General features: G+C 39.6%; 25 protein-coding genes and 1 pseudogene. 24 read left to right on the top strand and 2 right to left on the bottom strand.

Annotated features, from left to right (window positions below; translation table 11 throughout):
• Positions 1-11: 11 nt before the first annotated feature.
• Both sufB and O3643_RS02540 read left to right on the top strand, forming a co-directional pair.
• Complete coding sequence (sufB, locus tag O3643_RS02545; protein WP_004253255.1) at positions 12-1,424, top strand: Fe-S cluster assembly protein SufB; 1,413 nt, start codon at positions 12-14, stop codon at positions 1,422-1,424.
• A 124-nt stretch (positions 1,425-1,548) separates the two neighbouring features.
• Positions 1,549-1,770 (top strand): annotated as a pseudogene (locus O3643_RS02540) (amino acid permease); the annotation flags it as partial.
• Between the two features lie 122 nt (positions 1,771-1,892).
• Here the strand turns inward: O3643_RS02540 and pbp3 are convergent.
• Entirely contained in the window at positions 1,893-3,134 is a 1,242-nt protein-coding gene (gene pbp3, locus O3643_RS02535; RefSeq protein ID WP_314945217.1) for a D-alanyl-D-alanine carboxypeptidase PBP3, read from the bottom strand.
• 105 nt (positions 3,135-3,239) lie between these two features.
• Between pbp3 and O3643_RS02530 the strand changes: the two genes are divergently transcribed.
• The 12 genes from O3643_RS02530 (at position 3,240) to O3643_RS02475 (ending at position 13,824) form a co-directional block, all read left to right on the top strand.
• Positions 3,240-4,340, top strand: coding sequence for an AI-2E family transporter (locus tag O3643_RS02530; protein ID WP_006153242.1), 1,101 nt, complete (start codon positions 3,240-3,242; stop codon positions 4,338-4,340).
• Positions 4,341-4,539: 199 nt separating this feature from the next.
• Positions 4,540-5,736 carry an elongation factor Tu gene (gene tuf, locus O3643_RS02525; RefSeq protein ID WP_004253262.1) on the top strand — a complete coding sequence of 399 codons (1,197 nt, stop codon included), beginning with the start codon at positions 4,540-4,542 and terminating at the stop codon, positions 5,734-5,736.
• Positions 5,737-6,006: 270 nt separating this feature from the next.
• The gene (gene tmk, locus O3643_RS02520; RefSeq protein WP_006153211.1) at positions 6,007-6,645 is read left to right on the top strand and encodes a dTMP kinase; all 639 of its coding nucleotides are present in this window, start codon (positions 6,007-6,009) and stop codon (positions 6,643-6,645) included.
• Positions 6,642-7,526, top strand: coding sequence for a DNA polymerase III subunit delta' (locus tag O3643_RS02515; RefSeq protein ID WP_371499616.1), 885 nt, complete (start codon positions 6,642-6,644; stop codon positions 7,524-7,526). The genes tmk and O3643_RS02515 overlap by 4 nt, the downstream gene beginning before the upstream one ends.
• Before the next feature lie 35 nt (positions 7,527-7,561).
• Positions 7,562-7,879 (top strand): DNA replication initiation control protein YabA, encoded by a 318-nt coding sequence (yabA, locus tag O3643_RS02510; protein ID WP_223332880.1) that lies wholly within the window; start codon positions 7,562-7,564, stop codon positions 7,877-7,879.
• Positions 7,880-7,881: 2 nt separating this feature from the next.
• Positions 7,882-8,760: a 16S rRNA (cytidine(1402)-2'-O)-methyltransferase gene (rsmI, locus tag O3643_RS02505; protein WP_371499614.1), complete on the top strand. Its 879-nt coding sequence runs from the start codon at positions 7,882-7,884 to the stop codon at positions 8,758-8,760.
• Between the two features lie 133 nt (positions 8,761-8,893).
• Positions 8,894-10,228: a methylenetetrahydrofolate--tRNA-(uracil(54)-C(5))-methyltransferase (FADH(2)-oxidizing) TrmFO gene (trmFO, locus tag O3643_RS02500; RefSeq protein WP_281137301.1), complete on the top strand. Its 1,335-nt coding sequence runs from the start codon at positions 8,894-8,896 to the stop codon at positions 10,226-10,228.
• Positions 10,229-10,311: 83 nt separating this feature from the next.
• The gene (pyrH, locus tag O3643_RS02495) at positions 10,312-11,049 is read left to right on the top strand and encodes a UMP kinase (RefSeq protein WP_004253279.1); all 738 of its coding nucleotides are present in this window, start codon (positions 10,312-10,314) and stop codon (positions 11,047-11,049) included.
• A gap of 8 nt (positions 11,050-11,057) precedes the next feature.
• A complete protein-coding gene (gene frr, locus O3643_RS02490) occupies positions 11,058-11,615 on the top strand; it encodes a ribosome recycling factor (protein ID WP_006152642.1) in 558 nt (185 codons plus the stop codon).
• Positions 11,616-11,675: 60 nt separating this feature from the next.
• Positions 11,676-12,530: an RNA-binding virulence regulatory protein CvfB gene (cvfB, locus tag O3643_RS02485; RefSeq protein ID WP_371499611.1), complete on the top strand. Its 855-nt coding sequence runs from the start codon at positions 11,676-11,678 to the stop codon at positions 12,528-12,530.
• An 8-nt stretch (positions 12,531-12,538) separates the two neighbouring features.
• On the top strand, positions 12,539-12,754 hold the full coding sequence (locus O3643_RS02480; RefSeq protein WP_006154472.1) for a YozE family protein: 216 nt from the start codon (positions 12,539-12,541) through the stop codon (positions 12,752-12,754).
• Between the two features lie 83 nt (positions 12,755-12,837).
• Positions 12,838-13,824 (top strand): PhoH family protein, encoded by a 987-nt coding sequence (locus tag O3643_RS02475; RefSeq protein ID WP_036752940.1) that lies wholly within the window; start codon positions 12,838-12,840, stop codon positions 13,822-13,824.
• A gap of 46 nt (positions 13,825-13,870) precedes the next feature.
• Here the strand turns inward: O3643_RS02475 and ald are convergent, their stop codons facing one another.
• On the bottom strand, positions 13,871-14,983 hold the full coding sequence (gene ald / locus O3643_RS02470; RefSeq protein WP_371499608.1) for an alanine dehydrogenase: 1,113 nt from the start codon (positions 14,981-14,983) through the stop codon (positions 13,871-13,873).
• Positions 14,984-15,223: 240 nt separating this feature from the next.
• On the opposite strand from ald, the gene O3643_RS02465 reads away from it, so the two are divergent.
• The 10 genes from O3643_RS02465 (at position 15,224) to O3643_RS02420 (ending at position 24,426) form a co-directional block, all read left to right on the top strand.
• Positions 15,224-15,856 (top strand): helix-hairpin-helix domain-containing protein, encoded by a 633-nt coding sequence (locus O3643_RS02465; protein WP_371499606.1) that lies wholly within the window; start codon positions 15,224-15,226, stop codon positions 15,854-15,856.
• A complete protein-coding gene (locus O3643_RS02460) occupies positions 15,840-18,050 on the top strand; it encodes a ComEC/Rec2 family competence protein (protein WP_371499604.1) in 2,211 nt (736 codons plus the stop codon). The genes O3643_RS02465 and O3643_RS02460 overlap by 17 nt, the downstream gene beginning before the upstream one ends.
• A 122-nt stretch (positions 18,051-18,172) precedes the next feature.
• Positions 18,173-19,459, top strand: a complete 1,287-nt coding sequence (locus O3643_RS02455) for a U32 family peptidase (RefSeq protein WP_371499602.1) — start codon at positions 18,173-18,175, stop codon at positions 19,457-19,459.
• Between the two features lie 13 nt (positions 19,460-19,472).
• The gene (locus O3643_RS02450) at positions 19,473-19,784 is read left to right on the top strand and encodes a CHY zinc finger protein (protein WP_371499600.1); all 312 of its coding nucleotides are present in this window, start codon (positions 19,473-19,475) and stop codon (positions 19,782-19,784) included.
• 229 nt (positions 19,785-20,013) lie between these two features.
• The gene (locus O3643_RS02445) at positions 20,014-20,214 is read left to right on the top strand and encodes a F0F1 ATP synthase subunit C (RefSeq protein WP_004253309.1); all 201 of its coding nucleotides are present in this window, start codon (positions 20,014-20,016) and stop codon (positions 20,212-20,214) included.
• A gap of 32 nt (positions 20,215-20,246) precedes the next feature.
• Positions 20,247-20,963, top strand: a complete 717-nt coding sequence (gene atpB / locus O3643_RS02440; RefSeq protein WP_004253312.1) for a F0F1 ATP synthase subunit A — start codon at positions 20,247-20,249, stop codon at positions 20,961-20,963.
• Positions 20,964-20,981: 18 nt separating this feature from the next.
• On the top strand, positions 20,982-21,476 hold the full coding sequence (atpF, locus tag O3643_RS02435) for a F0F1 ATP synthase subunit B (protein ID WP_006148662.1): 495 nt from the start codon (positions 20,982-20,984) through the stop codon (positions 21,474-21,476).
• Positions 21,476-22,012, top strand: coding sequence for a F0F1 ATP synthase subunit delta (locus O3643_RS02430; protein WP_223338978.1), 537 nt, complete (start codon positions 21,476-21,478; stop codon positions 22,010-22,012). Before atpF ends, O3643_RS02430 begins: the two co-directional genes overlap by 1 nt.
• Before the next feature lie 14 nt (positions 22,013-22,026).
• The gene (gene atpA / locus O3643_RS02425) at positions 22,027-23,532 is read left to right on the top strand and encodes a F0F1 ATP synthase subunit alpha (RefSeq protein WP_004253321.1); all 1,506 of its coding nucleotides are present in this window, start codon (positions 22,027-22,029) and stop codon (positions 23,530-23,532) included.
• Between the two features lie 15 nt (positions 23,533-23,547).
• Positions 23,548-24,426 carry a F0F1 ATP synthase subunit gamma gene (locus tag O3643_RS02420; RefSeq protein WP_004253324.1) on the top strand — a complete coding sequence of 293 codons (879 nt, stop codon included), beginning with the start codon at positions 23,548-23,550 and terminating at the stop codon, positions 24,424-24,426.
• Positions 24,427-24,579: the final 153 nt, after the last annotated feature.

The following is a 24,579-nucleotide window of genomic DNA, read 5'->3' as shown; positions in this document are numbered from 1 at the left end:
GAAAGGATATTATGGCTGAAGAAAGAGTAGAACCAAAACCAATTGACCTTGGTGAATATAAATTTGGTTTCCATGACGATGTAGAGCCTGTCCTATCGACAGGAAAAGGATTGAATGAAGATGTCATTCGTGAACTATCAGCAGCTAAGGGAGAACCTGAGTGGATGTTGGAATTCCGTTTGAAATCTTATGAAACCTTCAAAAAAATGCCCATGCAAACTTGGGGAGCAGATTTGTCAGAGATTGACTTTGATGACTTGATCTACTACCAAAAACCATCTGATAAACCAGCCCGTTCTTGGGATGACGTTCCTGAAAAAATCAAAGAAACCTTTGAACGAATCGGGATTCCTGAAGCTGAGCGTGCCTATCTAGCTGGAGCTTCTGCCCAGTATGAGTCAGAAGTGGTTTACCATAACATGAAGGAAGAATTTGAGAAGTTAGGAATTATCTTTACAGATACAGATTCTGCCCTTAAGGAATACCCAGACTTGTTTAAGCAATATTTTGCGAAGTTAGTACCGCCGACAGATAACAAGTTGGCAGCCCTCAACTCAGCAGTATGGTCTGGTGGAACCTTCATCTATGTACCAAAAGGTGTCAAGGTAGATATTCCACTTCAAACCTACTTCCGTATCAATAATGAAAATACTGGACAGTTTGAACGTACTCTGATTATCGTTGATGAGGGAGCAAGTGTCCACTACGTAGAAGGATGTACAGCGCCAACTTATTCAAGCAACAGCTTGCACGCTGCTATTGTAGAAATCTTTGCTTTGGACGGAGCTTATATGCGTTATACGACTATTCAAAACTGGTCTGACAACGTTTATAACTTGGTAACCAAACGTGCTAAAGCTTTGAAAGATGCGACAGTTGAGTGGATTGATGGAAACTTGGGTGCTAAAACAACCATGAAATACCCATCTGTTTACCTAGATGGAGAAGGAGCGCGTGGTACGATGCTTTCGATTGCCTTTGCCAATGCAGGGCAACACCAAGATACGGGTGCTAAGATGATCCACAATGCTCCACATACGAGCTCCTCTATCGTCTCTAAATCAATCGCTAAAGGCGGTGGTAAGGTAGACTATCGTGGACAAGTGACTTTCAACAAGAACTCTAAGAAATCTGTTTCTCACATCGAGTGTGATACCATTATCATGGATGACTTATCAGCATCAGATACCATTCCATTTAATGAAATCCACAACTCACAAGTTGCTTTGGAGCACGAAGCCAAGGTATCTAAGATTTCAGAAGAACAACTCTATTACCTTATGAGTCGTGGCTTGTCAGAGACTGAAGCAACTGAGATGATTGTCATGGGATTTGTAGAGCCCTTCACCAAAGAACTTCCAATGGAGTATGCAGTTGAGCTGAATCGCTTGATTAGCTATGAAATGGAAGGGTCAGTTGGATAATCATTATAAATAAAAACTGAGCAAATATTACATTTGTTCAGTTTTTTAGATACAATTTTATAAATATTCACAAAATACATTATCTGTGGTAAAATAAAACAATTATTGTTAGTGGAGCTCAAGAATGAATATTTTTAGAACTAAAGACTTCAGTCTAAGTAAAACAGAAATGCATCGTCATTTGAAATTATGGGATTTAATTCTTTTAGGAATTGGAGCCATGGTGGGAACTGGTATTTTTACCATTACAGGAACAGCTGCAGCAACACTAGCAGGACCTGCTCTTGTGGTATCTATCGTGATTTCTGCGATCTGTGTGTCCTTTATGCTTCAATATACTCTTGAAACTTGGATAGCATTTGTATTAGCCTTAGTAATAGGAGTTATTACTTACTTTACTTATGGCTATAAAAACTCTACACTATCAAAAAATCAATAAAGAAAAAATCGCGATTTCTCGCGATTTTTTTATAATTTTTCATTTACAAATCGAACAAAACGATTCCACCATACTTTTAAGAAGAAGGCTTTCTCAACATTCTTTTCAGCGACCATTTCAAAGGTTGGTTTGTCAGTGGTGATATAACCTTGACCGACTAAGTCTTTGTCATCGTAAGTCAGATGTCCAACAACTGTACCTGCTTCTAGAGGAGCAACATGCTCAGTAGCATCAGGTGTGTATGTAACACTTGATTCCGCTCGACTACCAAGACGTTGAACAATTTTTATATCTTCTTTAGCGACTGCTGTAACCGTATCTTGCTTCCCGTCATAAACTGGAGATTTGCTATCTTGGTAGCTTTCTCCCTGTTTAACGATTGTTTGGAGAGCAAAATTAGATGAGATATAGTCCAGAAGAGCTGAAGTTGCTGTGAAACGAGCGTAAGGATTTGTATCTTGATTATCCGCATTAAGGACAACGGTAATGATACGCATTCCTTTTTCAACAGTCGTACCAACAAAAGAAGCACCTGCTTTATCAGTTGTTCCAGTCTTAAGACCATCAATACCACCACGGTAAGCAGGCATACCATCTAACATTGAGTTTGTAGAATGAATAGTCATTCCTGCAAAAGTGGAAGAAGGTTTCTTCGTGATTTCTAAAACCTGAGGATATTTGAGGATAAGATTACGAGCGACAACTGCAACATCATAGGCGCTCATCTTATTTTCGTCATCTTTCTTAGAACCAGGATAGATATTATTCCCAAGAGTTTCATTATTTAGACCAGTTGTATTTACGAGGGTGGCATCTTGAATTCCCCATTCAAGAAGTTTAGCCTTCATCATATCAACAAAGTCTTTTTCTGATCCAGCAACCTTTTCTGCCAACGCGATAGCTGCACTATTGGCACTAGATACCAATGTTGCTTCTAGCAACTCTTCAACAGTGTAGTTACGAGCTTCCATGGGAACGTTACTTGCTTCGGAGTTGGTTGTAAGCTGGTAGGGGTAATCTGAAATTTCCACTGGGGTAGAAAGAGTGATTTTGCCTTGCTCTAGAGCTTCATATACTAGGTAAACGGTAAGTAGTTTACTGATAGAGGCAATTTCAACCGGTTGTGTCGCATCTTTTTCATATAAAATCTTACCACTGTTAGCCTCAACAGCGATGGCATGTTTTGCTGCGACATCAAAATCCTGAGCAAAAACAGTAGTAGCAGAACCAAATGAAATAAGCGTGATTAATGTTAAAAATAATTTCTTCATAGTAACTTTATTCTATCATAAAGACAAAAAATATTCTTGTTTTTATAATGTAGGTTATCAATCTTTTTCGAAATATGGTAAAATAGGAAAAAGAGGAGGTGGCATATGTTTCGGAGAAATAAATTATTCTTCTGGACCACTGAGATATTATTAATAACCCTTATTTTCTACTTATGGCGAGAAATGGGTGCTATTATTACACCGTTTGTAAGTGTCGTAAATACAATCATGATTCCCTTCTTATTGGGTGGATTTCTCTACTACTTAACAAACCCAATTGTCATTTTTTTAGAGAAGGAATGTAAAATTAATCGAATCATTGGTATTTTGTTAACACTTTGTGTTCTCTTTGGAACCATAGTGATAGCTGTCGTCTATCTCTTGCCGATTTTAATTAATCAGTTGAGTAGCTTGATTAATTCTAGCCAAGATATCTATTCTCGAATCCAAGATTTAGTGATAGAATTATCGAAATATCCTACTTTCCAAGAGCTAGATATTCAACAAACAATCCAACAATTAAATCTTTCTTATGTCGATATTTTACAAAATATCTTAAATAGTGTGACAAATAGTGTGGGAAGTGTCCTTTCAGCTTTGGTAAGCACTGTTTTAATTATCATTATGACACCGGTTTTCTTGATTTATTTCCTTTTAGATGGTCATAAATTCTTACCGATGCTAGAAAGAACTATTTTAAAGCGAGACAAACTCAATATATCTGGTTTAATAACAAACTTGAATGAGACTATTTCCCGTTACATAAGTGGAGTATCAATCGATGCATTTATTATCGGGTGTTTGGCTTTTATCGGTTATAGTGTGATTGGCTTAAAATATGCTTTAGTTTTTGCTATTTTCTCAGGTTTAGCAAATTTGATTCCTTATGTTGGACCGAGTATTGGACTAATTCCGATGATTATTTCAAATCTGTTTACGGATCCTCAAAAGATGATTATAGCAGTTATCTATATGCTGATTATCCAACAAGTAGACGGGAATATCCTATACCCTCGTATTGTTGGTGGAGTCATGAAAGTTCATCCGATTACAATTCTCGTGCTATTATTGTTGTCAAGTAATATCTATGGTGTCGTAGGTATGATCGTTGCCGTTCCTACCTACTCAATTCTCAAAGAAATTTCCAAATTCCTAGTCCGACTTTATGAAAAACATAAAGAAGTACAAGAAGTGGGAGAAAAATAAAGATTTTAAAAAGAAACGGATTCATCTGTTTCTTTTTTTATCAATAAATCGACAACTTATAGTAAGAATAAGAATAATTAATAAAAACTTTGTAAAAGACTTGCAATTTAGCTAAAATTTGATAAAATAGTAAGGAAAGTTAGACTGTATTGCCTACTGTCTATCTATAAAATATATTTTATTGGAGGCTTTTACTCAAATGGCAAAAGAAAAATACGATCGTAGTAAACCACACGTTAACATTGGTACTATCGGACACGTTGACCACGGTAAAACTACCCTAACTGCAGCTATCACAACTGTTTTGGCACGTCGCTTGCCTTCAGCAGTTAACCAACCTAAAGACTATGCGTCTATCGATGCTGCTCCAGAAGAACGCGAACGCGGTATCACTATCAACACTGCGCACGTTGAGTACGAAACTGAAAAACGTCACTACGCTCACATCGACGCTCCAGGACACGCGGACTACGTTAAAAACATGATCACTGGTGCCGCTCAAATGGACGGAGCTATCCTTGTAGTAGCTTCAACTGACGGACCAATGCCACAAACTCGTGAGCACATCCTTCTTTCACGTCAGGTTGGTGTTAAACACCTTATCGTCTTCATGAACAAGATCGACTTGGTTGACGACGAAGAATTGCTTGAATTGGTTGAAATGGAAATCCGTGACCTTCTTTCAGAATACGACTTCCCAGGTGACGATCTTCCAGTTATCCAAGGTTCAGCTCTTAAAGCTCTTGAAGGTGACTCTAAATACGAAGACATCATCATGGAATTGATGAACACTGTTGATGAGTACATTCCAGAACCAGAACGTGACACTGACAAACCATTGCTTCTTCCAGTCGAGGACGTATTCTCAATCACTGGACGTGGTACAGTTGCTTCAGGACGTATCGACCGTGGTACTGTTCGTGTCAACGACGAAATCGAAATCGTTGGTATCAAAGAAGAAACTTCAAAAGCAGTTGTTACTGGTGTTGAAATGTTCCGTAAACAACTTGACGAAGGTCTTGCAGGAGATAACGTAGGTGTCCTTCTTCGTGGTGTTCAACGTGACGAAATCGAACGTGGACAAGTTATCGCTAAACCAGGTTCAATCAACCCACACACTAAATTCAAAGGTGAAGTTTACATCCTTACTAAAGAAGAAGGTGGACGTCACACTCCATTCTTCAACAACTACCGCCCACAATTCTACTTCCGTACTACTGACGTTACAGGTTCAATCGAACTTCCAGCAGGTACTGAAATGGTAATGCCAGGTGATAACGTGACAATCGACGTTGAGTTGATCCACCCAATCGCCGTAGAACAAGGTACTACATTCTCTATCCGTGAGGGTGGACGTACTGTTGGTTCAGGTATGGTTACAGAAATCGAAGCTTAATTCGATTTAGTTCCCAGAAGAACAATTATTTAAGTCAGACATTAAAAGAATCTTGCTATGCAAGGTTCTTTTTTTCTACTTATACAAAGACAAAATAAGACAGTATGGTAGTTGATTACGAATATAGAAACTTAATTAAATCATTATCTTATTTATTAACGAATGTATATCCTAGTTTTTCAGAATAAATTTTTATTAGGTTAAAAAGCTTTTCACAAATGCCTGTTTTTTTGATAGAATAGAAGGAAGAAAAAAAGAAATGAGTTCGTCATGTCAAAAGGATTTTTAGTCTCTTTAGAGGGGCCAGAGGGAGCTGGTAAAACGAGTGTGCTTGAAGCTATCCTTCCTTTGTTAGAAGAAAAGAATATTGAGTTTTTAACAACACGTGAGCCAGGTGGTGTTTTGATTGGTGAGAAGATTCGAGAAGTCATTTTAGATCCTAGTCATACTCAGATGGATCCAAAGACAGAGTTGCTTCTCTATATTGCAAGTCGTAGACAGCACCTAGTAGAGAAGGTCTTGCCAGCACTTGCAGCTGGAAAATTGGTCATCATGGATCGTTTTATTGATAGTTCAGTTGCTTATCAAGGCTTTGGTCGTGGTTTGGATATTGAAGCTATTGACTGGCTCAATCAATTTGCGACAGATGGTCTCAAGCCGGATTTGACACTTTATTTTGATATTGAAGTAGAAAAGGGGCTTGAAAGAATCGCAGCAAACAGCGATCGCGAAGTCAATCGTTTAGATTTGGAAGGTTTAGACCTGCACAGAAAAGTTCGTCAAGGCTATCTTTCTCTTCTTGAGAAAGAAGGTGAGCGTATTGTTAAAATCGATGCGAGTTTACCACTAAATCAAGTAGTTGAAAATACTAAACAAGTTTTATTTGACAGGATGGGGCTGACAGAATGAATCAAGAGCAATTAAAAGCTTGTCAACCCCAGCAATTTGACCGTTTTGTTCACATCTTAGAACAAGGACAGCTGAATCATGCCTATCTCTTTTCAGGGTATTTCGGAAGCATGGAGATGGCCTTATTTCTGTCTAAGAGTTTGTTCTGTACAGAAAAGCAGGGTGTCTTGCCTTGCGAGTCTTGCCGAAATTGTAAGTTGATTGATCAGGAAGAATTTCCTGATGTCACCATTATTCGTCCGATGAATCAAATCATTAAAACGGAAAGAATCCGAGAATTAGTTGGCCAGTTTTCTCAATCAGGAATCGAAAATCAACGTCAGGTTTTTATTATTGAACAAGCAGAAAAAATGCATGCCAATGCCGCCAATTCATTACTAAAGGTCATTGAAGAACCGCAAAGTGAAACCTATATTTTCTTTTTAACCAATGATCAAGAGCAGATGTTACCAACTATTCGAAGTCGGACACAGATTTTTCAATTTAAGAAACAAGTCGAAAGCCTTAGGAATCAACTTGAACAAGCAGGATTGGTCAAAAATAAAGCAAGGCTTTTAGCTGAGTTTAGTCAATCGCAAGCAGAAGCCGAAAAACTGACAAATCAAACAAGTTTTTGGACTCTACTTGAAGAAAGTGAACGATTCTATTCTTGGTTAGATGCTGGGAAAAAGGAATCTTATTTACAGGTTGCAAAATTAGCTAGTTTAGCAGATGACAAAGAAAAACAAGACCAAGTCTTTAGAATTTTAGAAGTTTTAGCAGGCCAAGAGATTCAAAAAAATGCAGCACGTACAATATTGCAAAACCTTCTCGAAGCCAGAAAAATGTGGAAAGCAAATGTGTCTTTCCAGAATTCTTTGGAATACCTAGTTTTACAATAAAATGAACATGAAAACAGAAAAAGAAAGGGCTGTTCATGAACAAGAAAGAATTATTTGATGCCTTAGATGATTTTTCTCAACAGTTGTTGGCAACCTTGGCAGATGTCGAAGCCATCAAAAAAAATCTCAAGAGTGTTGTAGAGGAGAATACAGCTCTTCGCTTAGAAAACGATAAACTGAGAGAGCGCTTGAATGAGGAAGAAGAAACAGCTCCAACTAAGACCAAGCATGTTAGAGAAAACGTGAGCCGAATCTATGACGACGGTTTTCATGTGTGTCGCGACTTTTATGGCCAACGTCGTGAACAAGATGCAGAATGTATGTTTTGTGATGAATTGTTGTTTAGGGAGTAAGCATGCAGATTCAAAAAAGTTTTAAAGGGCAGTCACCTTATGGTAAGTTATATCTTGTCGCAACGCCGATTGGGAATCTAGAAGATATGACCTTTCGTGCTATTCAGACTTTGAAAGAAGTGGATTGGATTGCTGCCGAGGATACTCGTAATACTGGTCTATTGCTGAAGCATTTCGACATTTCAACCAAACAAATCAGTTTTTATGAGCACAATGCCAAGGAAAAGATTCCTGATTTGATTGGTTTGTTGAAACAAGGTCAAAATATCGCTCAGGTTTCGGATGCAGGTCTACCTAGCATTTCTGACCCAGGTCATGATTTAGTCAAGGCGGCAATTGAAGAAGATATAGCAGTTGTCACAGTTCCAGGTGCTAGCGCAGGAATTTCTGCCTTGATTGCCAGTGGTTTAGCTCCACAACCCCACATTTTTTATGGATTTTTACCTCGAAAATCGGGACAACAAAAGCAATTTTTCGAATCAAAAAAAGAGTATCCTGAGACCCAGATTTTCTATGAATCTCCACATCGTGTGGTTGATACCCTAGAAAATATGCTAGAGGTCTACGGTGATCGTTCAGTTGTCTTAGTTCGAGAATTGACTAAGATTTTTGAAGAATACCAACGGGGGAAAATCACTGAGTTGCTTGAAAGTATCTCTGAAACACCGCTCAAGGGCGAGTGTCTTCTCATTGTAGAAGGTGCTAGTCAAGAAGTAGAAGATAAGGATGAAGAGGATTTATTCTCAGAAATACAAGAGCGCATCCAAGAAGGTGTTAAGAAAAATCAAGCCATTAAGGAAGTCGCTAAGATTTATCAGTGGAACAAAAGCCAGCTCTACGCAGCTTATCATGAATGGGAAGAGAATCAATCGGATGACTAAACAGGGAAGTTTGCCTTCTTCCCTTTTTTTGTTATACTAGTAAAAGAAAAATTAGAAAGATTTGTGGGTGTCAAACAGTCCGGTAGCTTGTTTTGATATGAACTTAGGTTCCACCCAAAGAGGTATTAGTGTCATGTCTCAATCTTATATTAATGTTATCGGTGCGGGTTTAGCAGGTTCGGAAGCAGCTTACCAAATCGCAGAGCGTGGTATTCCAGTTAAACTTTATGAAATGCGTGGTGTCAAATCAACACCTCAGCATAAAACAGATAATTTTGCAGAATTAGTGTGTTCCAACTCATTACGAGGGGATGCTCTTACAAATGCTGTCGGGCTCCTCAAGGAAGAAATGCGTCGTCTTGGTTCTGTGATTTTAGAATCAGCAGAAGCAACCCGTGTTCCTGCAGGTGGAGCCCTCGCAGTTGACCGTGATGGTTTCTCCCAAATGGTCACTGAAAAAATTGCCAATCACCCTTTGATTGAAGTGGTTCGTGATGAAATTACAGAATTGCCGACAGATGTTATTACAGTTGTCGCTACTGGTCCCTTGACTAGCGATGCCCTGGCTGAGAAAATTCATGCCCTTAATGACGGCGATGGCTTCTATTTCTATGACGCGGCAGCGCCTATTATAGACGTCAATACCATCGATATGAGCAAGGTCTATCTCAAGTCTCGGTATGACAAGGGAGAAGCTGCCTACCTCAATGCTCCGATGACCAAGCAAGAGTTTATGGATTTCCATGAAGCCTTGGTAAATGCAGAAGAAGCACCCCTTAGTTCTTTTGAAAAAGAGAAGTACTTTGAAGGCTGTATGCCAATTGAAGTTATGGCTAAACGTGGCATTAAAACCATGCTTTATGGCCCTATGAAACCAGTTGGTCTAGAATATCCAGAAGACTATAAGGGGCCTCGTGATGGTGACTTTAAAACACCGTATGCAGTTGTTCAGCTTCGTCAGGACAATGCGGCTGGAAGTCTTTATAACATCGTTGGTTTCCAAACTCACCTCAAATGGGGAGAGCAGAAGCGTGTCTTCCAAATGATTCCAGGTCTTGAAAATGCTGAGTTTGTCCGTTATGGTGTCATGCATCGTAATTCCTATATGGATTCGCCAAATCTTCTTGAACAGACATACCGTTCTAAGAAACAGCCAAATCTTTTCTTTGCTGGTCAGATGACAGGTGTGGAAGGATATGTTGAGTCGGCTGCTTCCGGATTAGTTGCTGGAATCAATGCTGCTCGTCTTTTCAAGGGAGAAAGCGAGGCTATTTTCCCAGAGACTACAGCTATCGGTAGTTTGGCTCATTATATCACCCATGCTGATAGCAAGCATTTCCAACCCATGAATGTCAACTTCGGGATTATCAAGGAGTTAGAAGGTGAGCGTATTCGTGATAAAAAGGCTCGTTATGAGAAAATTGCAGAACGTGCCTTGTCTGATTTAGAGAAATTTTTATCTGTCTAATTTTTTTGAAAGAATTGTTCATGATACTATAAAAATCCTTGAAATTGTGATAAAATAGGTAGGATGAAAAAAGGAGAGAGAAAATGGTAGAACCTAAGTATAAACGTATCTTAATCAAGCTATCTGGTGAAGCCCTTGCTGGCGAACGTGGTGTCGGTATTGATATCAAAACCGTCCAAAGTATGGCCCAAGAAATCAAGGAAGTTCACGAGCTAGGAATTGAAATCGCCTTGGTTATCGGTGGTGGAAACCTTTGGCGTGGAGAACCTGCAGCAGAAGCTGGTATGGATCGTGTTCAAGCGGATTATACTGGAATGCTTGGGACAGTCATGAATGCTCTTGTGATGGCAGATTCATTGCAACAAGCTGGTGTTGATACTCGCGTACAAACAGCTATTGCCATGCAACAAGTAGCAGAGCCTTATATTCGTGGACGTGCCCTTCGCCACCTTGAAAAAGGACGTATCGTTATCTTTGGCGCGGGAATTGGTTCACCTTACTTCTCTACAGATACAACAGCGGCTCTTCGTGCGGCTGAGATTGAAGCGGACGCTATTTTGATGGCTAAGAATGGTGTAGACGGTGTCTACAATGCGGATCCTAAGAAAGATAAAACGGCTGTTAAATTTGAAGAATTGACTCACCGTGATGTTATTAATAAAGGACTCCGTATCATGGATTCAACAGCTTCAACTCTATCTATGGATAACGATATTGACTTGGTAGTCTTTAATATGAACCAACCTGGCAATATCAAACGTGTTGTATTTGGCGAAAATATCGGAACAACTGTTTCAAACAATATCGAAGAAAAGGAATAAGAAAAATTATGGCTAACGCAATTGTAGAAAAAGCTAAAGAGAGAATGACTCAATCTCACCACTCACTTGCTCGTGAATTTGGTGGTATCCGTGCAGGTCGTGCAAATGCTAGCTTGCTTGACCGTATTACTGTTGAATACTATGGTGTCGAAACACCTCTTAACCAAATCGCTTCTATCACAATTCCTGAAGCGCGTGTCTTGTTGGTAACACCATTTGATAAATCTTCATTGAAGGATATCGAGCGTGCTTTGAACGCTTCAGATCTTGGTATTACACCAGCTAACGATGGTTCTGTTATTCGCTTGGTAATCCCAGCTCTTACAGAAGAAACTCGTCGCGACCTCGCTAAAGAAGTGAAAAAAGTTGGTGAAAATGCTAAAGTAGCGATCCGTAATATCCGTCGTGATGCTATGGATGAAGCTAAAAAACAAGAAAAAGCTAAAGAAATCACTGAAGATGAATTGAAGACTCTTGAAAAAGATATTCAAAAAGCGACAGACGATGCTGTTAAACACATCGACGACATGACTGCCAATAAAGAAAAAGAAATCTTGGAAGTCTAAGAAATAAACAGAAAAACTCAGTTGGCATTGCTGGCTGAGTTTTATTCGAAAGAAGGAAACATGAATACAAATCTTGCAAGTTTTATCGTTGGACTCATCATCGATGAAAATGACCGTTTTTACTTTGTCCAAAAGGATGGTCAAACATACGCTCTTGCCAAGGAAGAAGGTCAGCATACAGTTGGTGATACCGTTAAAGGTTTCGCCTACACAGATATGAAGCAAAAAATTCGCTTGACTACCCTAGAAGTGACTGCGACTCAGGATCAATTTGGTTGGGGAACTGTAACAGAAGTGCGTAAGGATTTGGGTGTTTTTGTTGATACAGGGCTTCCTGACAAGGAAATCGTTGTGTCACTTGATATCCTACCTGAACTAAAAGAGCTCTGGCCTAAGAAGGACGATAAACTTTATATTCGTCTAGAAGTAGACAAGAAAGATCGTATCTGGGGAGTTTTGGCTTATCAGGAAGACTTCCAACGTTTGGCACGTCCAGCATACAACAACATGCAAAATCAGAATTGGCCCGCAATCGTTTATCGTCTTAAGTTATCAGGCACTTTTGTCTATCTACCAGAAAACAACATGCTTGGATTTATTCATCCAAGTGAGCGCTATGCAGAGCCACGTTTGGGGCAAGTGTTAGATGTGCGTGTCATTGGTTTCCGTGAAGTTGACCGAACTCTTAATCTATCACTAAAACCTCGCTCTTTTGAGATGTTAGAAAATGATGCACAAATGATTCTGACTTACTTGGAAAGTAATGGTGGATTTATGACCTTAAATGACAAATCATCACCAGATGACATCAAGGCTACCTTTGGTATCTCAAAAGGTCAGTTTAAAAAAGCGCTTGGTGGTTTAATGAAAGCTGGAAAGATTAAACAAGACCAATTTGGTACAGAGTTAATTTAGGGAGGCTTATGCGAAAATCATTTTATACTTGGCTTATGACAGAGCGTAATCCTAAGAGTCATAGTCCCAAAGCAATTTTAGCGGATCTTGCCTTTGAGGAGTCAGCCTTCCCAAAACATACGGATGATTTCGATCAGGTGAGTCGATTTTTAGAAGAACATGCTAGTTTTTCCTTTAATATGGGAGACTTCGATCGCATCTGGCAGGAATATTTAGAACATTAAAAAGGCATAGGTGTTAGGTATAGCAATTTCTAATTGCCTTTGCTATAATAAAAAGAAATTAAAGAGTTAGAGAGGTTCTTTATTTGAAGGAACATTCAATAGACATTCAGTTAAGTCATCCAGATGACCTGTTTCATCTTTTTGGTTCCAATGAACGCCATCTTCGCTTGATGGAGGATGAGTTAGATGTTATCATCCATGCTCGTACAGAGATTGTACAAGTCTTGGGAGAGGAGTCTTCTTGTGAAGAAGCACGGCAAGTAATTCAAGCCTTGATGGTCTTGGTCAATCGTGGCATGACAGTAGGAACTCCGGATGTGGTGACAGCCATCAATATGGTTAGAAACAATGAAATCGATAAGTTTGTTGCCCTCTATGAAGAAGAGATTATCAAAGACAATACTGGTAAGCCGATACGTGTAAAGACACTGGGTCAAAAACTTTATGTAGATAGTGTTAAGAACCATGATGTGACCTTTGGAATTGGTCCAGCGGGTACAGGAAAAACTTTCCTAGCAGTGACCTTGGCTGTTACAGCCCTCAAACGTGGTCAAGTCAAGCGTATTATCCTGACTCGTCCAGCAGTAGAAGCTGGGGAAAGCTTAGGATTTCTACCAGGAGATTTGAAGGAAAAGGTAGACCCTTATCTTCGTCCAGTATACGATGCCTTATATCAGATCTTAGGGAAAGACCAAACAACTCGTCTCATGGAGAGAGAAATTATTGAGATTGCGCCTTTGGCCTATATGCGTGGACGCACCTTGGATGATGCCTTTGTCATTTTGGATGAAGCCCAAAATACAACTATCATGCAGATGAAGATGTTCTTGACACGTTTAGGATTCAATTCTAAAATGATTGTCAATGGGGATATTAGCCAGATTGACCTGCCGCGTAATGTTAAATCAGGTTTGATTGATGCCCAGGAAAAACTTAAGAACATTCACCAGATCGACTTTGTACACTTCTCAGCCAAGGATGTGGTTCGCCATCCAGTCGTTGCTCAGATTATCAGAGCCTATGAACCTCGACCTGTCAAAGCTGAAGAAAATCAAGAAGAAACAGAATAAAAAAAAGAGCAGTTGAAAAACTGCTCTTAATTTTTTGAATTTCTTATTAGACAAGTTCACTGATAGGTGTGAAGTCACGTTCTAAACCTTCAGCAACTGGTTGACTTGTGAGTTGACCTTGGTAAGTTGTTACACCTTCAAGCAAGCCTGCGTCTTCAAGGATTGCTTTCTTAAATCCTTTTCCTGCCAAGGCTTCGATATAAGGAAGGGTCACATTTGTAAGGGCGATAGTAGAAGTACGAGCAACTGCTCCAGGAATGTTAGCAACCGCATAGTGAAGGACACCGTGTTTCTCATATACAGGCTCATCATGGGTTGTCACACGGTCAGCTGTTGCAATAACACCACCTTGGTCTACAGCAACGTCTACGATGACAGAACCAGGACGCATTTGTTGAACCATGTCATCTGTCACTAATTTTGGAGCTTTGGCACCAGGAATCAATACTGCACCGATAACAACGTCTGCCTCACGCACACTTGCTTCGATATTAAATGGGTTAGACATGAGTGTTTGGATTTGGTGACCAAAGACATCTTCAAGTTCAGAGAGACGTTTAGCGCTGATATCAAGAATAGTTACTTGAGCTCCTAAACCAAGAGCGATACGTGCTGCGTGTGTACCAACGACACCACCACCGATAATGGTTACTTTTCCTTTTGGTACACCTGGGACACCACCTAAAAGAACTCCAGAACCACCAGCTTGTTTCGTCAAGAAGTGAGCTCCGATTTGGACAGCCATACGACCTGCAACCTCACTCATTGGAACCAATAGCGGAAGTTGACCTTCAGTATTGCGTACAGTTTCATAAGCAACACCAGTTGTTTTCGCTGCAAGCATAGCATCAGCTAATTCTGGGGCTGCTGCCATGTGCAAGTAGGTGAAGAGAAGTAAATCGTCATGCAAGAACTGGTACTCACTAGCAAGGGGCTCCTTGACTTTAACAACTAACTCTGCAGCCCATGCTTCAGCAGCAGTTGCGACAATCTCAGCTCCTTGCTTTTCATAGTCAGCATCAGCAAAGCCAGATCCAAGTCCCGCATTTGTTTCGATGAGGACACGGTGACCACGACCAACAAGACTCTGTACACCAGCAGGTGTCAAAGCAACACGATTTTCATTATTTTTAATTTCCTTTGGAATTCCAATTAACATAGAGTTTAGCTCCTTATTTAACATCTAGGTTCTTATACGAAATCATCACAGGAAGAACCCAGTCTTTTCTTGTGATGTTTTTATTTTATATGAAACCGCTATAAATTGCAAGAAAAACTTATTTCTCTACTTAAGATATGTCTTGACCAAAGAAGAATATTTTGCAAATAAGTAAGCAGTTGAAAAGTTTTTTCAGCTGTTTTTTCTTTCTCTTACGAATAAGATAAGAGAGGAGAAATTATGGAAGAACTTATTGAGAAAATCAAAGAATATAAAATCATTGTTATCTGTGCTAGTTTGGGCATGGTCTTAGGCGGATTTTTCTTCCTAAAGCCAGTCGCTCAAACACCGGCTAAGGAAAGCAATTTGCAAACAGAAGTTACAACTGTTTCAAAGGATGAAAAGGAAGATAAAAATCAGAAGGAAGAAGTGGTGGAGCAAGATCTGATTACTGTCGATGTCAAAGGTGCTGTCAAATCACCAGGAATCTATGATTTGCCAGTTGGAAGTCGGATCAACGATGCTGTCCAAAAAGCTGGTGGACTTACAGATAATGCTGATAGTAAGTCTATCAATCTTGCCCAGAGAATTAGTGACGAAGCACTTGTTTATGTTCCAACTAAGGAAGAAGCTACCAGTCAAGAGGCGCATTCAAATGCTTCCAACACCAAAGAAAATAAGAAAGTCAATCTTAATAAAGCCAGTTTAGAAGAACTTAAACAAGTCAAGGGGTTGGGAGCCAAACGTGCTCAGGATATCATCGACCATCGTGAGTCCAACGGTAATTTTAAGTCAGTTGATGAGCTCAAAAAGGTTTCTGGTATTGGTGCGAAAACGATAGAAAAGTTAAAAGAGTATGTCACAGTGGATTAGTCGATTTCCCATCCCAAAAATCTATCTCAGTTTTCTTTTATTATGGCTCTACTATGCTATTTTTTCAGCAAGCTTTTTAGCACTTTTGGGCTTTGTCTTTTTACTGCTTTGTCTCTTTTTTCAATTTCCATGGAAGACTGTGGTCAAGGTTCTCTTTGTTTGTGGTCTTTTTGGAAGCTGGTTTATATTTCAAAAATGGCAACAAGAAGAAGCGAGTCAACATCTTGTTGACTCCGTTAATACGGTACGAATCTTGCCTGATACTATCAAGGTCAATGGAGATAGTTTATCCTTTCGTGGGAAGTCTGATGGCAGACTCTTTCAGGTCTATTATAAATTCCAGTCAGAGGCTGAAAAGGAAAGGTTTAAAGAGTTATCTGAACTGCATGAGATAGTAGTAAAAGGAAAGCTAGCTATTCCTCAAGGAGCAAATAATTTTGCGGGATTTGATTATCGAAACTATCTCAAAACACAGGGGATTTATCAGACCTTAACTATATCGGAAATTATCGAATTAAAGAAAGCATCCAGCTGGGATATAGGAGAAAATCTATCCAGCTTGCGAAGAAAAGCAGTTGTCTGGATAAAAAGGAATTTTCCTGACCCCATGCGCAATTATATGACGGGACTCTTATTAGGGCACTTGGACACAGATTTTGAGGAAATGAATGAACTTTATTCCAGTCTAGGAATTATTCACCTTTTTGCTTTGTCAGGGATGCAGGTTGGTTTCTTCATGAATGCTTTTAAAAAATCACTCTTACGATTGGGTTTGACGCAAGAGAAGTTCAAATGGCTTGCCTATCCCTTTTCTTTGGTCTATGCAGGTTTGACAGGGTTCTCAGCTTCTGTTATTCGTAGTCTCTTACAAAAACTTTTGGCTCAACATGGCTTCAAGGGGCTGGATAATTTTGCTCTGACAGTCCTTGTCTTGTTTATCGTGATGCCGAATTTCTTTCTAACTGCTGGAGGGGTGCTCTCCTGTGCCTATGCCTTTATCTTGACCATGACTGGCGAGGAAGTAGCAGGGATAAAAGCTCTGGTGAGAGAAAGTTTCATTATTTCCTTAGGAATTCTGCCAATTTTATCATTCTATTTTTCTGAATTTCAACCTTGGTCCATACTCTTAACCTTTGTCTTTTCTTTTTTATTTGATATGGTCTTGCTACCCCTTTTATCAATACTCTTCTGTCTTTCATGGATATATCCTATTACCCAGTTTAACTTTCTCTTTGAATGGCTAGAAAACATCATACGCTATGTATCTCAGCTATCTACTAGGCCCTTTGTTTTTGGTCAACCTAATCTCTGGGTTTTGGTATGTCTATTAGTCTCTTTGGCGCTGATTTATGATTATCGTAAAAATTTGAAGAAAGCACCTTTGCTTATCCTATTTATCGTTTACCTTTTCTTAGTAACCAAACATCCACTGGAAAATGAAATCACAGTCCTAGACATGGAGCAGGGGCGAAGCATTTTCCTAAGAGACATGACAGGAAAGACAATATTACTGGATGTCGGTGAAAAGTTAGCAGTTGAGAAAAAAGAAGCTTGGCAGGAGAAAGTCACCTCGAGCGTTGCCAAACGGAGTTTAATTCCCTATCTGAAAAGTAGAGGAGTGGCAAAGATTGATCAGCTTGTTTTAACGGATAGTGAACCTAAGCAACTAGACCATCTACTAGAAATTAGTAAAGCCTTCAATCTTGGAGAGATTCTAGTAACTGAAGAAACTCTATCTAAAAGAGAATTTATGGATAAATTAGAGGAAAGTAACTTGAAAGTACGTCCTATTAAAACAGGAGAGCAGTTAGTTATTTTTGGGAGTAGTTTAGAAGTAATCAAAAATCAAAACAGGAATAGTAAAGCCTCAATAGCAATGTATGGCAAGCTACTAAATCAAACTTTTCTAGTCACTGGAAATATAGAGGAGAAGTTCTTAAACAAGTCTTATCCAAAAATCCAAGCAGATGTAGTGCTAACTCATCAGCAAGCATCGAAGAAAAAGACAGATGTCGAAGTCTTCGAAATCTTTCAGCCTAAAATCACTGTCATGTCGGTAGACAAGAAGAAAAAATTTAAAGAAAAAAATGGGGTGAATAACCAAGAATTTGGGAATTCGATTTACAAAACGGATCAAAAGGGGGCCATTCGTTTTAAAGGTTGGGGTGCTTGGCAAATAGAAACAGTTCGCTGAGCTTAGCTTTTCAAGAAAATTAAAATTGTCTAAACAATCAATCAAAACTTGATTTTAGAACCTTTTTGCTATAAAATGGTAAAGATTAGTGTCAAACTTTTATATTGCAAATAGGAGAAAACATGACAAAAACTTTGAAACGTCCTGAGGTTCTATCACCTGCAGGAACACTTGAAAAACTAAAAGTAGCTGTTCAATATGGAGCAGATGCTGTCTTTATCGGTGGTCAGGCCTATGGTCTTCGTAGCCGTGCAGGGAACTTTACTTTCGAACAAATGGAAGAAGGAGTACAGTTCGCGGCTAAGTATGGAGCTAAGGTATATGTGGCTGCTAATATGGTTATGCACGAGGGAAATGAAGAAGGTGCTGGAGAATGGTTCCGTAAACTACGTGATATTGGTATTGCAGCGGTTATCGTATCAGATCCAGCCTTGATCATGATTGCAGCAACAGAAGCACCAGGACTTGAAATCCACCTTTCAACACAAGCAAGTGCGACTAACTACGAAACCCTAGAATTCTGGAAAGAACTTGGCTTGACTCGTGTCGTTTTGGCGCGTGAGGTTTCTATGGAAGAATTGGCAGAGATTCGCAAACGTACAGATGTTGAGATTGAAGCCTTCGTCCATGGAGCTATGTGTATCTCATACTCTGGTCGTTGTACCCTTTCTAACCACATGAGTATGCGCGATGCCAACCGTGGGGGATGTTCACAATCTTGCCGTTGGAAATATGACCTTTACGATATGCCCTTCGGTAAGGAACGTAAGAGTCTCAAGGGAGAAATTCCTGAAGAATTCTCTATGTCTGCGGTTGATATGTCTATGATTGACCATATCCCAGATATGATTGAAAATGGTGTGGACAGTCTTAAGATTGAGGGCCGTATGAAGTCTATCCACTATGTTTCAACAGTAACAAACTGTTACAAGGCAGCTGTTGATGCCTATCTTGAGAGCCCTGAAAAGTTTGAAGCTATTAAGCAAGACTTGATTGATGAAATGTGGAAGGTTGCCCAACGTGAGTTGGCTACAGGTTTCTACTACGGAACACCATCTGAAAATGAGCAACTTTTCGGAGCTCGTCGTAAGATTCCAGAATACAAGTTTGTTGCTGAAGTAGTAGCTTATGATGATGCTACTCAGACAGCAACCATTCGTCAACGTAACGTTATCAACGAAGGCGACCAAGTTGAGTTCTACGGACCAGGCTTCCGTCATTTTGAAACTTTTATCGAAGATCTTCACGATGCCAAAGGAAATAAAATCGATCGCGCCCCAAATCCAATGGAACTTTTGACTATCAAGGTTCCTCAACCTGTTCAAGCAGGGGACATGGTACGTGCTTTGAAAGAAGGCCTGATCAATCTCTATAAAGAAGATGGAACAAGCGTCACAGTTCGTGCCTAGATAAGGAAAAAGAATGGTTCAAGCTCAGGGCTTACTAGTAGATCATGAAAGCAGATGTGTTCATTACCATAGTGATAAGGATATCGTAGCACTTCAGTGCTATGAGTGTCAGAAATACTATGCCTGTTATCAGTGTCATAATGAACTGGAGTCGCACTTATTTTCTCCCTATCCTTTAAATCTGAAAGAGGATAGACCTATCTTATGTGGATCCTGTGGGAAAACACTAACGTATGAAGAGTATACAGAGACGGGCACTTGTCCATTTTGTAATGCTGCATTTAATCCAGCTTGTCAAAATCATTACTCAATTTATTTCAGATAAGAACTGACAAATCCGAGTTGTAAAACTCGGTTTTTTGTTTTCAGAAAACAAAGAAAGATAGTGAAAGTAGTATGAAAAGACAATAAAATTTTCTATATAATTGTCTTGAAAATCCTAAAATTAGAAATAAATGATTCGAAACGCTTTCAATACTAGTAAAAAGTTGACAAAAGCAAATTTTAGGACTAAACTAGGGAGGTAAATTTAATTTAAAAAAGGAGAATTCGTCATGAATTTAACATTTTTCGGACTTTGTCTTGCCTGTATGGGTGTATCTATTGCTGAAGGATTGATTATGAGTAATCTCTTCAAGTCTGCCGCTCGTCAACCTGAAATTATTGACCAATTACGCAGCCTTTTAATTCTTGGTGTTGCCTTTGTAGAAGGTACCTTCTTTGTAACCCTAGCGATGGCATTTGTCATTAAATAGACAACTCTATTTAGAAATGGAGGTGTCAAACCATGGAAGAAAGTTTGAATCCAACCGTTAATATTGGACCAATATCCTTTGATTTGACCCTGCTTGCCATGTCTCTTGTAACTGTTTTGATGGTTTTTGCCTTTGTCTATTGGGCAAGTCGTAAAATGACCATCCGTCCCAAGGGCAAACAAAATGCTCTTGAGATGATTTATGACTTTGTGGTTAGTTTTGCAAAACCAAACATTGGAGATTCATACATCAAGGATTATTCCTTGTTCCTATTTTCTCTATTCTTGTTTATCTTGGTTGCCAATAATATTGGTTTAATGGCAAAAGTACAAACAACAAACGGTTATAACTTGTGGACTTCTCCAACAGCCAACCTTGGATACGATTTATCCCTCTCATTATTGATCACTTTGATCGCTCATGTAGAAGGAGTTCGTCGTAGAGGCGTGAAAGAATATTTGAGAGCATTTGTTACACCTGGCTTTATGACTCCGATGAACATTTTAGAAGAGTTCACCAATTTTGCCTCTTTGGCGATTCGGATTTACGGAAATATCTTTGCCGGAGAGGTCTTAGCGGGATTGCTATTGGCCTTGTCACAACATGCCTTGTATTGGTATCCTTTTGCCTTTATTGCAAACATGTTATGGACAGCATTTTCGATTTTCATTTCATGTATTCAAGCTTATGTATTTACCATGTTGTCATCTATGTACATTGGTAAAAAAATAAATGAAGGGGAAGAGTAAGTAGAGGAGGATTAGAAGATGGATTTAACTATTAGTACCATTATTGGTGACTTTATTCTGATCGCTGGTTCCTTCCTTTTATTGATCTTTTTAGTGAAGAAATATGCTTGGGGAAATATTACCAGTGTCTTAGATGAACGCGCTGAAAAGATTTCTTCAGATATTGATGGTGCCGAGGAAGCCCGTAAAAAGGCAGAGGAACTTGCTAGCAAACGCGAAGCTGAGTTAGCAGGTAGCCGTACCGAAGCTAAAACGATTATCGAGAATGCAAAGGAAACAGCTGAGAAAAGTAAAGCTGATATTTTGGCCGAAGCTAAACTTGAAGCAGGGCGCTTAAAAGAAAAAGCCAACCAAGAAATTGCTCAAAATAAAGCTGAAGCTTTACAAAGTGTTAAGGGAGATGTGGCAGACTTGACAATCAGTCTAGCTGGAAAAATTATCTCTCAAAACCTTGACGGTCAGGCCCATAAAGAACTCATTGATCAGTATATCGATCAGCTAGGAGAAGCTTAATGGACAAAAAGACTCTAAAGGTAATTGAAAAATACAGCATGCCTTTTGTCCAATTGGTGATTGAAAAAGGAGAAGAAGACTCTATTTTTTCAGACTTGTCTCAAATCAAGCAAGTAGCTGAAGAAACAGGCTTACCTTCTTTTTTAGCTCAGGTGGCAGTAGATGAGTCGGATAAAGAAAAAACGGTTCGTTTTTTCCAGGACTCTGTGTCACCTTTAGTGCAAAACTTTATCGAGGTTCTACTTTACAATCACAGATCAAACCTGTTTTATGATGTGATTGTAGATTGCTTGAATCGTCTTGAAAAAGAAACCAATCGTTTTGAAGTGACTATTTTGTCTGCACATCCTTTGACTGACGAACAGAAAGAACGACTAATTCCTCTCATCGAGAAAAAGATGTCTCTAAAAGTTCGTAGCATTAAGGAAAAAATTGACGATAGTTTAATCGGTGGTTTTGTTATTTTTGCCAATCACAAGACAATTGATGTGAGTATTAAACAACAACTTAAAGTTGTTAAGGAAAATTTGAAATAGAAAGTGGTGTTCTTTTGGCAATTAACGCACAAGAAATCAGCGCTTTAATTAAGCAACAAATTGAAAATTTCAAACCCAATTTTGATGTGACTGAAACAGGTGTTGTAACCTATATTGGTGACGGGATTGCGCGTGCTCATGGTCTTGAAAATGCCATGAGTGGTGAGCTGTTGATTTTTGAAAACGGCTCTTATGGTATGGCGCAAAACTTGGAATCAACAGATGTCGGTATTATCATTCTTGGAGACTTTACAGATATCCGTGAAGGCGATACAATTCGTCGTACAGGGAAAATCATGGAAGTTCCAGTTGGTGATAGCTTGATTGGACGTGTAGTCGATCCCCTTGGTCGTCCTGTAGACGGTTTGGGACCGATTAATACAGACAAGACTCGTCCAGTTGAAGCACCAGCTCCTGGTGTTATGCAACGTAAGTCTGTCTCAGAACCATTGCAAACAGGTTTGAAAGCTATTGACGCCCTTGTTCCAATCGGTCGTGGCCAACGTGAGTTGATCATTGGTGACCGTCAAACAGGGAAGACAACTATCGCTATTGACGCTATCTTGAACCAAAAAGGTCAAGATATGATTTGTATCTATGTAGCGATTGGACAAAAAGAATCAACAGTTCGTACACAAGTAGAAACACTTCGTCAGTACGGTGCCTTAGATTACACAATCGTTGTGACAGCCTCAGCTTCACAACCTTCTCCATTGCTCTTCCTTGCTCCTTATGCAGGGGTTGCTATGGCAGAAGAATTCATGTACCAAGGGAAGCATGTCTTGATTGTTTATGATGACCTATCTAAACAAGCGGTAGCTTATCGTGAACTTTCTCTCTTGCTCCGCCGTCCACCAGGTCGTGAGGCCTTCCCAGGGGATGTCTTCTACCTTCACAGCCGTCTACTTGAGCGTTCTGCTAAAGTTTCAGATGAGCTTGGCGGTGGATCTATCACGGCTCTTCCATTTATCGAGACCCAAGCAGGAGATATCTCAGCTTATATCGCCACAAACGTAATCTCTATTACGGATGGACAAATCTTCTTAAGTGATAGTCTCTTTAATGCGGGTATTCGTCCAGCTATTGATGCGGGTTCTTCTGTATCTCGTGTCGGTGGTTCTGCTCAGATTAAAGCCATGAAGAAGGTTGCTGGTACTCTTCGTATCGACCTTGCTTCATACCGAGAGTTGGAAGCCTTTACTAAATTTGGTTCAGACTTGGATGCTGCTACTCAGGCTAAATTGAACCGTGGTCGTCGTACTGTAGAAGTATTGAAACAACCAGTTCATAAACCACTACCTGTTGAGAAACAAGTAACCATTCTGTATGCCTTGACTCATGGATTCTTGGATACTATATCAGTTGATGATATTGTTCGTTTTGAGGAAGAATTCCATGCCTTCTTTGATGCGCAACATCCAGAGATTTTGGAAACTATTCGTGAAACAAAAGACTTGCCAGAAGAAGCAGTCTTGGATGCTGCGATTACTGAGTTTCTCAACCAATCCAGCTTCCAATAAGAATAGAGGTGTCAGATGGCAGTATCTCTAAATGATATTAAAACAAAAATCGCCTCAACGAAAAATACTAGTCAAATTACTAACGCCATGCAGATGGTTTCTGCAGCTAAGTTAGGTCGTTCTGAAGAAGCTGCACGCAACTTCCAGATTTATGCTCAAAAAGTCCGTAAACTCCTTACAGACATCCTTCACGGAGATGGTGCTGGCGGATCAACAAATCCAATGTTGATTAGTCGCCCTGTCAAAAAAACAGGCTATATCGTCATTACATCTGACCGTGGTCTTGTTGGAGGATATAACTCTTCAATCTTAAAGGCTGTCATGGAACTTCAACAAGAATACCATCCTTCAGGTGATGATTTTGAAGTCATCTGTATCGGTGGGATGGGAGCAGACTTCTTTAAAGCTCGTGGTATTCAGCCAATTTATGAATTGCGTGGTCTAGCCAGTCAACCAAGCTTCGATGAAGTTCGCAAGATTATTTCAAAAACCATTGAAATGTATCAAAATGAACTTTTCGATGAGCTCTATGTTTGCTACAACCACCACGTGAATACACTGACAAGTCAAATGCGTGTGGAGCAGATGCTTCCAATTGTCGACTTGGACCCAAATGAAGCAGATGATAACTACAGCTTGACATTTGAGCTTGAAACAAGTCGTGAAGAAATCTTGGATCAACTATTGCCACAGTTTGCAGAAAGTATGATTTACGGTGCTATAATTGATGCGAAGACAGCTGAAAATGCGGCAGGGATGACGGCTATGCAAACAGCTACAGATAATGCTAAAAAAGTTATCAATGATTTGACTATCCAGTATAACCGTGCCAGACAGGCGGCGATTACACAAGAAATTACAGAAATCGTAGCAGGAGCTAGTGCTTTAGAATAGGTTCTAGTCCAGCTCGTATGAAAATGAACTTATACTCAATGAAAATCAAAGAGCAAACTAGGAAGCTAGCCGCAGGCTGTACTTGAGTACGGTAAGGCGACGCTGACGTGGTTTGAATTAGATTTTCGAAGAGTATTAGGACCTAGTTGAGCT

Source organism: Streptococcus sp. 20925_1_44 (assembly GCF_041432435.1).
GTDB classification, from domain to species: Bacteria; Bacillota; Bacilli; order Lactobacillales; family Streptococcaceae; genus Streptococcus; species Streptococcus infantis.
This window is presented reverse-complemented; position numbering and strand designations above follow the sequence as displayed.